This is a genomic window from Chromobacterium sp. CV08 (assembly GCF_051129845.1).
In the GTDB taxonomy this organism is placed as follows: Bacteria; Pseudomonadota; Gammaproteobacteria; order Burkholderiales; family Chromobacteriaceae; genus Chromobacterium.
The window spans coordinates 3,505,109-3,513,819 of sequence record NZ_CP150453.1 but is presented as its reverse complement, the minus strand read 5'-3'; the positions used below and the strand labels follow the sequence as shown (position 1 = coordinate 3,513,819).

1 protein-coding gene is annotated in these 8,711 nt (G+C 71.1%); it reads right to left on the bottom strand.

Features of this window, described 5'->3' with window-relative positions:
* Positions 1 to 38: 38 nt before the first annotated feature.
* Positions 39 to 8,435, bottom strand: a complete 8,397-nt coding sequence (locus tag WNM05_RS16245; RefSeq protein WP_434628773.1) for an amino acid adenylation domain-containing protein — start codon at positions 8,433 to 8,435, stop codon at positions 39 to 41.
* Between the last annotated feature and the right edge of the window lie 276 nt (positions 8,436 to 8,711).

Below are 8,711 nucleotides of genomic sequence, written 5' to 3'. Positions count from 1 at the left end.
CATATCCGTTGCCTTGCCTGTCGTGTCTTGATGAGCGCTCATTTGTCGGAGCCGCCCAGGGTTTCGTTTTCGATCTGATCGCGGCGCACGCGGCGGCGCTCGCGGCTGCGCAGGCCGCCTTCGTCGTCAGCCGCGGCCGGCGCGGCCTCGCCTATCAACTGCGCCAGTTGCGCCAGCGTCGGCTTCAGCAGGAAGTCCTTCAGCGTCAGGCGCACGGAGAAGCGTTGCTGCGCCCAGGTGACCAGCTGCGCGGCCGCCAGCGACTGCCCGCCGGCGACGAAGAAGTTGTCCTCCACGCCGGCCATGTCGAGCGCGAGGCTCTGACGCGCGTAGTCGAGCAGCTCGGCTTCCACCGGGGTGCGCGGCGCCTGGGCGGCGCCGGCGTCGGGGCGCGGCTCGATCAGCGCGCCGCGGTCTATCTTGCCGTGGCGGCTCAGCGGCAGGGCCGCCAGCGCGGCGAACTGCGCCGGGATCATGTAGATCGGCAGTCTTTGCGCCAGGTATTCGCGCAGCGCCTGCTGCCAGTCGCCGGCCGGCAGCGCTTCCGCCTGCTGGCGCGGCACGATCCAGGCCAGCAGACGCTGATCGGCCGCGCTGTCGCCGCGCAGATCGACCACCGCTTCCTGGATGGCCGGATGGGCGCGCAGCGCGTGCTCGATCTCGCCGATCTCGATGCGCAGGCCGCGCAGCTTGATCTGGTTGTCGACGCGGCCCAGGTATTCGATGGCGCCGTCGTCGAGCCAGCGGGCGCGGTCGCCGGAGCGGTACAGCCGCTGCGTCGCGCCGTCGGCGTCCACGGTTTCGACGAAGGCGGCGGCGTTCTGCTCCGGACGGTTCAGATAGCCGCGCGCCAGCTGGGCGCCGCCTATCAGCAGGTCGCCTTCTACGCCGATGCCGACCGGGCGGCCGCGGCGGTCGACGATGCGGATGGCGGTGTTGGCGACCGGATAGCCGATCGGCACCGCGCCGCGGCTATCGGCGCTCAGCGGGTAGTGGGTGACCAGGATGGTGGCCTCGGTGGGGCCGTACAGATTGTGCAGCTCGAGGGCCGGCAGCCCCAGTTCGCGCACCGCGGCGCACTGCGACGGCAGCAGCGCCTCGCCGCCGGCGAACAGATGGCGCAGCGAGCGGCATTCGCGGGCCGCCGGCGTGGCGGCGAAGGCTTCCAGCATCGCCGGGACGAATTGCGCGGCGGTGACCTGCTCGGCGGCGATCAGCCGGGCCAGGTAGTCCGGATCGCGATGGGTTTCCGGCGGCGCCACCACCAGGCGGGCGCCGGTCAGCAGCGGCCAGCACAGCTCCCACAGCGAGATGTCGAAGGTGTACGGCGCTTTTTGCAGCACCGCGTCCGAGGCGTCCAGCGGGAAGCGCTCGGTGGTCCACTCCATCAGATTGGCCAGGCCGCCGTGGGTGCACAGCACGCCCTTGGGCTTGTTGGTCGAGCCGGAGGTGTAGATCACGTAGGCCAGGTCGCCGGCCTCGACCGGCGCCGGGTTGACCCAGGCGTCGGCGGTGCTGGGCCAGCCGGCGGCCAGCTCTTCCGGCGATTCCACGATGATGGCCGGGCAGTCCACCGCCAGGCGCGAGGCGATGGAGGCGTCGGTCACCAGCGCGATCGGCTGGGTCTCGGCGAAGATCTCGTCGCGGCGCAGCGCCGGCTCGTCCGGATCGATAGGCATGTAGGCGGCGCCGGTGTAGAAGATGCCCAGCAGCGAGGCCACCAGTTCGGCCGAGCGCGGCAGCATCACCGCGACGATCTTCTCCGGGCCGGCGCCGTGGTTGACCAGCTCGCTGGCGATGGTGCGCGCCGCCAGGTCCAGCGTGCGGTAGTCGATATGGCGGCCGTCGGCGGTGACGGCGATGGCGTCGGGCGTCAGCGCGGCCTGGCGGGCGATGCGTTGCGGCACAGGCAGCGCGGTCTTGCCGTTGGCGGTGGCGTTGAAGCCGTGCAGCACCTGCTGCAGCTCGGCGGCCGGCAGCGGGTTGGCGCGCTCGAGCTCGACGCCCGGGTCGGCGGCGACGCGCGCGGCCCAGTCCAGCCAGCGCCCGGCCAGCCGCTCGATATCCTCCCGGCGGTAGCGGCGGCTCTGGTAGTCCATGTCCAGCAGCCAGCCCTTGGGCGTCTGCATCAGGTTGATCGCCAGGTCGAACTTGACGCCGGACACCGGCGCGTCGAGCAGGGTCACCGGCAGACCGGCGAATTCGCTCTGGCGCACGCGGTCCAGGTTGAAGGTGACGGTCAGCGAGCCGGGACGCTCGCCGCCGGCCAGCACCGGCTCCAGCAGGCGCGCCAGCGGATAGGCCTGGTGTTCGGACATCGCTTCCAGTTCGATGTCCACCGCTTCCAGCAGCTGATCGAAGCGCGCGCCGGGCGCGAGGCGGGAGCGCAGCGGCATGATCTGGGCCGCCTGGCCCACCATGCGCTCCAGACCGTCCAGGCGGCCGTGGGTCGGCACGCCCAGCAGGATGTCGTCGCGGTCGAACAGGCTATGGAACAGCGCCAGCGTCAGGCTCAGCGTGGTGGTGAACAGCGTGGCCTTCTGCCGGACGGCCAGCCCGGTCAGCGCGTCGGCGATGTCGGCCGGCACCGGCAGCCGCAACCGGCTGCCCTGCCAGCGGGCCTGCTGGCCGTCGTCGCCGGCGGACGCGCGCGGCAGCGGCAGCGCTTCGGGCGCGTCGGCCAGCCTTTCGCTCCAGAAGGCCTCGGCCTGATCGTCATGCGCCGACAGCAGCCATTCCAGCTGGCGGCGGAACGGCTGCGCCTCCTCCAGCGCCGCGCGGCCCGCCGGATCCAGCAACGCGCCCAGTTCCTCCAGAACCAGCGCCAGCGACCAGCCGTCGATCAGGATGTGGTGGGCGCGCAGCGCCAGCACCGGCTTGCCGTCCGTCGGCTGGAACAGGCCGGCCTGCAGCGGGCCGCCGCTTTCCAGCGGGAACGGCGCGGAGGCGAAGTCGCGCAGCCAAGCGGCGGCGTCTTCGCCCTCGGCGAGCGCCGGCGATAGGTCCAGCGCCTTGTGGACGCGCTGTATGCCCTTGTCGCCGTGCACGGTGGTGCGCAGCGCCTCGTGCCGCGCGGACAGCTCGGCCAGCGCGCGCTGCAGCGATGCGGCTTCGATGCGGCCGCCCAGTTCCAGCGCGACGGTTTCGCAGTAGGCGGCGGCGCCGGAGGCGTCGAGCTGCGAGGCCAGCCAGATCTGGCGCTGGGTGTCGGACAGCGGCGCCTCGCCGGCGGCGAGACCGGCGCCGGCCGGACGCGCCGGCAGGTAGCCGCCGGCGCGCAGCGCCTCGACGGAGTCGATCACGCTGTCGACGATGAAGTCTATCTCCTGCTGGCCGTGCGCATCGCACAGGAAGCAGTTGCGGCCTTCCCAGACGAAGAGGCCGCGGTGCAGCAGGTGATAATAGAACAGGTCCAGATTGCCGGCGTGCTTGAAGCGGAACACCGAGCCGAAGTGGATCATCGACAGCGGCAGCTTCTCGTCCCGGAAGTACTGGTTCAGGCGCTCGGTCAGCTGCCGGGTGCGCTCGGTCAGCGATTGCTGGAAGGCCGGGCCGCGCCGTTTCAGCTCCTTCAGCACCGCGTGCGCCATCGCCAGGCCCAGCGGGTGGTTGTTGAAGGTGCCGGCGAAGAAGGTGGTGGACGCGTCCGGGGCGGAGTCGTCGCCGAAGCGCCAGACGCCGCCGTCTATGCCGTCCAGCAGCGAGCCGCGCGCGGCCAGCGCCGCCATCGGCACGCCGCCGCCTATGGTCTTGCCGTAGGTGACCAGGTCGGCTTCGACGCCGAACACCTCCTGCGCGCCGCCGGGGGCGCAGCGGAAGCCGGTGATCATTTCGTCGAAGATCAGCAGGATGCCGTGGCGGCGGGTCACCTCGCGCAGCTTGTGCAGGAATTCGCGCGGCTGGGCGTCCAGCACGCGGCTTTGCATGGGCTCCACCAGCACGGCGGCCAGCTGGTCGGCGTTGGCTTCTATCGCCTGCAGCGCGGAGTCGTCGCAATAGTCCAGCATCAGCAGGTCGGAGACGAAGTTCGGCAGGATGCCGGGCGCCACCGGCTCGGTGGCGTCGCCGACGGCGGAGCGGTCGCCCAGGAGACCGTCGAAGTGGCCGTGGTAGGACTTGCGGAACACCGCCACGCGCGAGCGGTCGCGCAGCAGGCGGGCCAGGCGCAGCGCGGTCATCAGCGATTCGCTGCCCGACTGGCAGAACAGCACGCGGTCCATGCCGGTCATTTCGCACAGCATCGTGGACACTTCGCCGGCCAGCGTGGAGCGAGTGCCGAGCGCCAGGCTGTTCTCTGCCTGCTCGTGCAGGGCGGCCTTCAGGAAAGGCGCGCCGTGGCCGAAGATGTTGACGCCGAAATCCATCGAGATGTCGATGTATTCGTTGCCGTCCACGTCCCATATCCGGGCGCCGTCGGCGCGGTTGCCGGTCAGCGGATAGACGATTTCCTTCAGCGTCGGGCGGAAGCCGGCGGACGCGCGTACGTCGGCCAGCCTCTGCCGGCGCTCGTCGGCCAGCCGCTTGGAAGTGGCGGTGCGGGCGATATAGGCCTGGGAGAAGGCGGCGAAATGCGCGGCTTGCTGCGCCGAGGAGCCGGCGGCGCGGGCCGGTGCGGCCTTGGCGGACGGCGCGGGGCCGGCGACGGTGGCGGCGGGCAGCGCGGCGATGGCCGCGGCCACCGGGCGGACCGGCGCCGCTACGGCCTGAGGCGTGCCGCCGAGCGCGGCCAGCTGGCCGCTTATCACCTGTTGCACCAGGTTCAGCTGTTGCTGGAACAGCGCGTTCATGTCGTTCGCCATCGCGTGGGCCGACACGGCGATGGCCGGCGTCGGCGCCGGCGCGGCGGCGAGCGTAGCCTGCGCCGGCTGAGGCGCCGTCTGCTCCGCCAGGTGCACGCTGAGGCGGTCTATGGTGTTCAGTTCGTTCAGCAGCTGGCGCGCGCTGATCTTCACGCCGTAGCTGGCCTGGATGCCGCGCATCGCCTCGGCCAGCATCACCGAGTCGGCGCCCATCTCGATGAAGACGCGGTCGGTTTGCAGATCGGACTCCGCCTCCCCCAGCGCCTTGGCGATTTGCCGCACCAGGTCGGCGCGGACTTGCCGCACGCGTTCGTCGTTGGCTGCCTGCGGAGTGGAGGGGAGATCCAGGGTGCTGTTGACTTGTTGCATGGATGGCTCCAGCGAAGATGAAATGGGGAGTCGGGCGGCGGGCGCGGACAGGGCGCGCCGGCGGTAGGGCTGGTCGAAGCGGGTCCAGTCGATGTCGACGCCGGCGTCGTGGAGGGCGCCCGCGCTGTCGAGCATGGCCTGCCAGTCGTTGCCGGCGCCGTCGAGCGAGCTGAGCCAGCGGACGTCCAGCTCGGCGCCGGCGCCGCGGCCCAGCGCGCTCAGCGTCGGCCGCGGACCCAGTTCCAGGAACAGCTTGTGGCCTTGCGCCAGCAGCGTTTGCACGCCCTGGCGGAACTGGACGGTGCCGCGGGCGTGGGCGGCCCAGTAGGCGCCGTCGGGCGCCGCCGCGTGCGGCAGTCCGCTGAGGTTGGAGATCACCGGCACCGAGCCGGCCTGCCAGTCTATCGGCGCGGCCAGCGCGGCCATGCGCGCCAGCACCGGGTCCAGCAGCGGCGAATGGAAGGCGGTGGAGACGTCCAGCATCCGCCAGCGTATGCCCTGGGCGTCCAGTGTCTTCAGCGCCTGGTCCAGCGCGTCCGACGCGCCGGACAGCACGCAGCTGGCGGGGCCGTTGTCGGCCGCCAGCGCCAGGCTGCCGGCATGGGCGTCGACCAGTTCGCGCAGTTGTTCCGCCGAGGCCTTGACCGCGGCCATGCCGGCCGCGCCGGCGGTTTCCTGCATCAGCGCGCCGCGCGCCGCCGCCAGCGGCAGGACCTGTTCGATGGGGGCCATGCCGGACAAGGCCGCGGCGGTGTATTCGCCGAGGCTGTGCCCCAGGAGCGCCGCCGGACGCACGCCCCAGTCTTCCCACAGCTGGGCCAGCGACCAGCTCAGCGCCACCCAGGCGGGTTGGGCGTAGCGGGTGTTGCGCAGCAGCGCGTCGCCGCGGGCGCGGTCGAACAGCAAGCGGGACAGGGAAACGTCCAGCGCCGGCCTGAGCAGCGCGGAACAGTGTTCGATGGCGTCGCGGAACCTGGGCTGGCTGGCGTAGAGCTCGGCGCCGGCGCCGGCCAGCGCGCTGCCCTGGCCGGTCAGCAGGAAGACCACGCCGGGCGCGTCGGCCGGCGCCGGGGACGGCTGGGGCCTGGCGGCCAGCTGTTGCAGGCCGCGGCGCAATTCGTCGGGATCGGCGGCGCCGACGCTGGCGCGCCAGGGCTGCCTGGCCAGGCCGGCGTTGGCGGCGTGGCAGAAGTCGGCCAGCGCGTCGGGTGGCAGCTGGGCGCTGTCCCTCAGCGCCTGTTCGGCCTGGGCCGCCAGCGCCGAGGCGCTGGGCGCGGCCAGCGCGAGCAGGTGGCGCGGCCGGTCGGTGATCCGCGCGGCCAGGCCCTGGTCGCCATACCAGCAGCGGCGGCGCTGCCACGGATAAGCCGGCAGCTCGGCCAGGGCGCCGGCCGGCTGGATGCGCTGCCAGTCCAATTCGTGGCCGTAGGCGTAGAGCAGGCCGAGCGCGGTCATCGCCTCAGCCGGGGCGGCCAGCGGACGCAGCCTTTCCGGCAGCGCGGCCGTGCCGTCATGGCCGGCGACCAGGATGTCCCAGCGGCCCTGGAGCCGTTCCGGCCATGCCTCGGCCGGCGAGCCGTCCAACTCGGCGTCCGCCGCGATGCCGGCGGCGGCGAGCGCGGCGCGAAGCTCCGGCGAGCCGCCATCGAGGGCCAGCTTGCGGGGGCCGGCCGCCGGCCGGCGGCCGATCGACAGTCCGGGATGCGTCCGGCCGGAGGCCGCGGCGCGCAGCGCGGCGGCCAGTTGGCCGCGGTCGCCGTAGGCCGCGAGCCGGTGGTCCATGTGGTCGCGGTGGCGCGCGGCGGTGTGGACGATGTCGGCCAGCGGCGCGCCGCCGGCCTGTTCCAGCAGCGCCGCGTACTGGGCGGCTTGCGCGCGCAGCGCCTCGGCGGAGGCGGCGCTCAGCGGCAGCAGCCAGGCGGCGCCGTCGTCGGCGCCGGCGGCCCGCGGCGCCTGCGCCGGAGCGGCCTCCAGTATCAGGTGGGCGTTGGTGCCGCCGAAGCCGAAGCTGCTGACGCCTATGCGCGCCGGGCGGCGCGCGGACGGCAGCGGGACGGGCGCGTTGGCGACGGTCAGCTTCAGCCGCTCCAGGTCGATGTCCGGATTCGCCTGCTGGAAGTTGAGCGTGCTGGGCAACGTCTCCTCGCGCAGCGCGATCACGCCCTTCAGCAGGCCGGCGATGCCGGCGGCGGCTTCCAGGTGGCCGATATTGGTCTTGATCGAGCCGACCGCCAGCGGCTGCTCGCGGTCCGCGGCGAAGACCTCGCCCAGCGCCTGGGCCTCGATCGGGTCGCCGAGCGGGGTGCCGGTGCCGTGCAGTTCCACCGCGTCGATATCGGCCGGGAGCAGGCCGGCGTCGGCCAGGGCGTCGCGGATGACGCCGACCTGGGCCGGGCCGCTCGGCGCGGTCAGGCCGTTGGTGCGGCCGTCCTGGTTGACCGCGCTGCCGGCGATCAGCGCCAGCGCGCGCTCGCGGTCCGGCTGCAGCTGGCTGGCGCGCTTCAGGATGACGATGCCGGCGCCTTCGCCGCGAACATAGCCGTCGGCGGCGGCGTCGAAAGTCTTGCAGCGGCCATCGGGGGACAGCATCTTGGCGCCGGCGAAGACCTTCATCAGGTCCGGGGCCAGCAGCAGGTTGACCCCGCCGGCGATGGCGAGGTCGATCTCGCCGGCGCGCAGCGCGCGGATGGCGAGGTGGGTGGCGGTCAGCGACGAGGAGCAGGCGGTGTCCACCGCCAGGCTCGGGCCGGACAGGTTCAGGAAATACGACAGCCGGTTGGCGACGATGCTGAAAGCGTTGCCGGTTCCGGCGTACAGGTCGAGATCCTGGCCTTCGTTCATCTGCAGCCGGCTGTAGTCGAAAGTGGAGATGCCGATGTAGACGCCGGTGCGGCTCCCGGCGAGGCTGGCGCGCGGAATGCCGGCCGACTCCAGCGCCTCCACCGCCAGTTCCATCACCAGGCGCTGCTGCGGGTCCATCTGGTTGGCTTCGCGCTGGGCGATGCCGAAGAAAGGCGGGTCGAAACCATCCGGCGGGTCGATCAGACCGGCCCGGCCCACGCCGTCCGCTGCAATGGCGCCGCGGTCTATGGCGATCTGGTCCACGGCTTCGCGTTCTTCCAGCAGCAGGCGTTTGAGAGACTGGAGGTTGTTGGCGCCGGGAAAGCGGCAGGCTGCGCCGATGATGGCGACGCGTTCCGGTTGGCTCGACTGGACGAGGCGATTTTCCGAAGCGTTGGTCGATTGGGACGGTTGCGGATGATTCATAGGAGTTGCGCCATTATTTGAGCCGAATTTCTTGCGGCATAGTCAAAGGTATGGTTTATTTGTTTCTTGTAATATTTTTTTCATTCAAATGATTTGAAAGTGGACTTTTTGGATGTTTTCAATAATTCAGTTGTTGCTAACGTAGTCCCGGAGCGAAAATGTCTTTGTTATATTTTTTGATTTTGGCATCAATGCCTCATCGATAATGTGTAAACAATACAGCATGCTAAAACAGTCTTGCATGACATCTATGTTTTCCTGTTTTTATGATGTTTG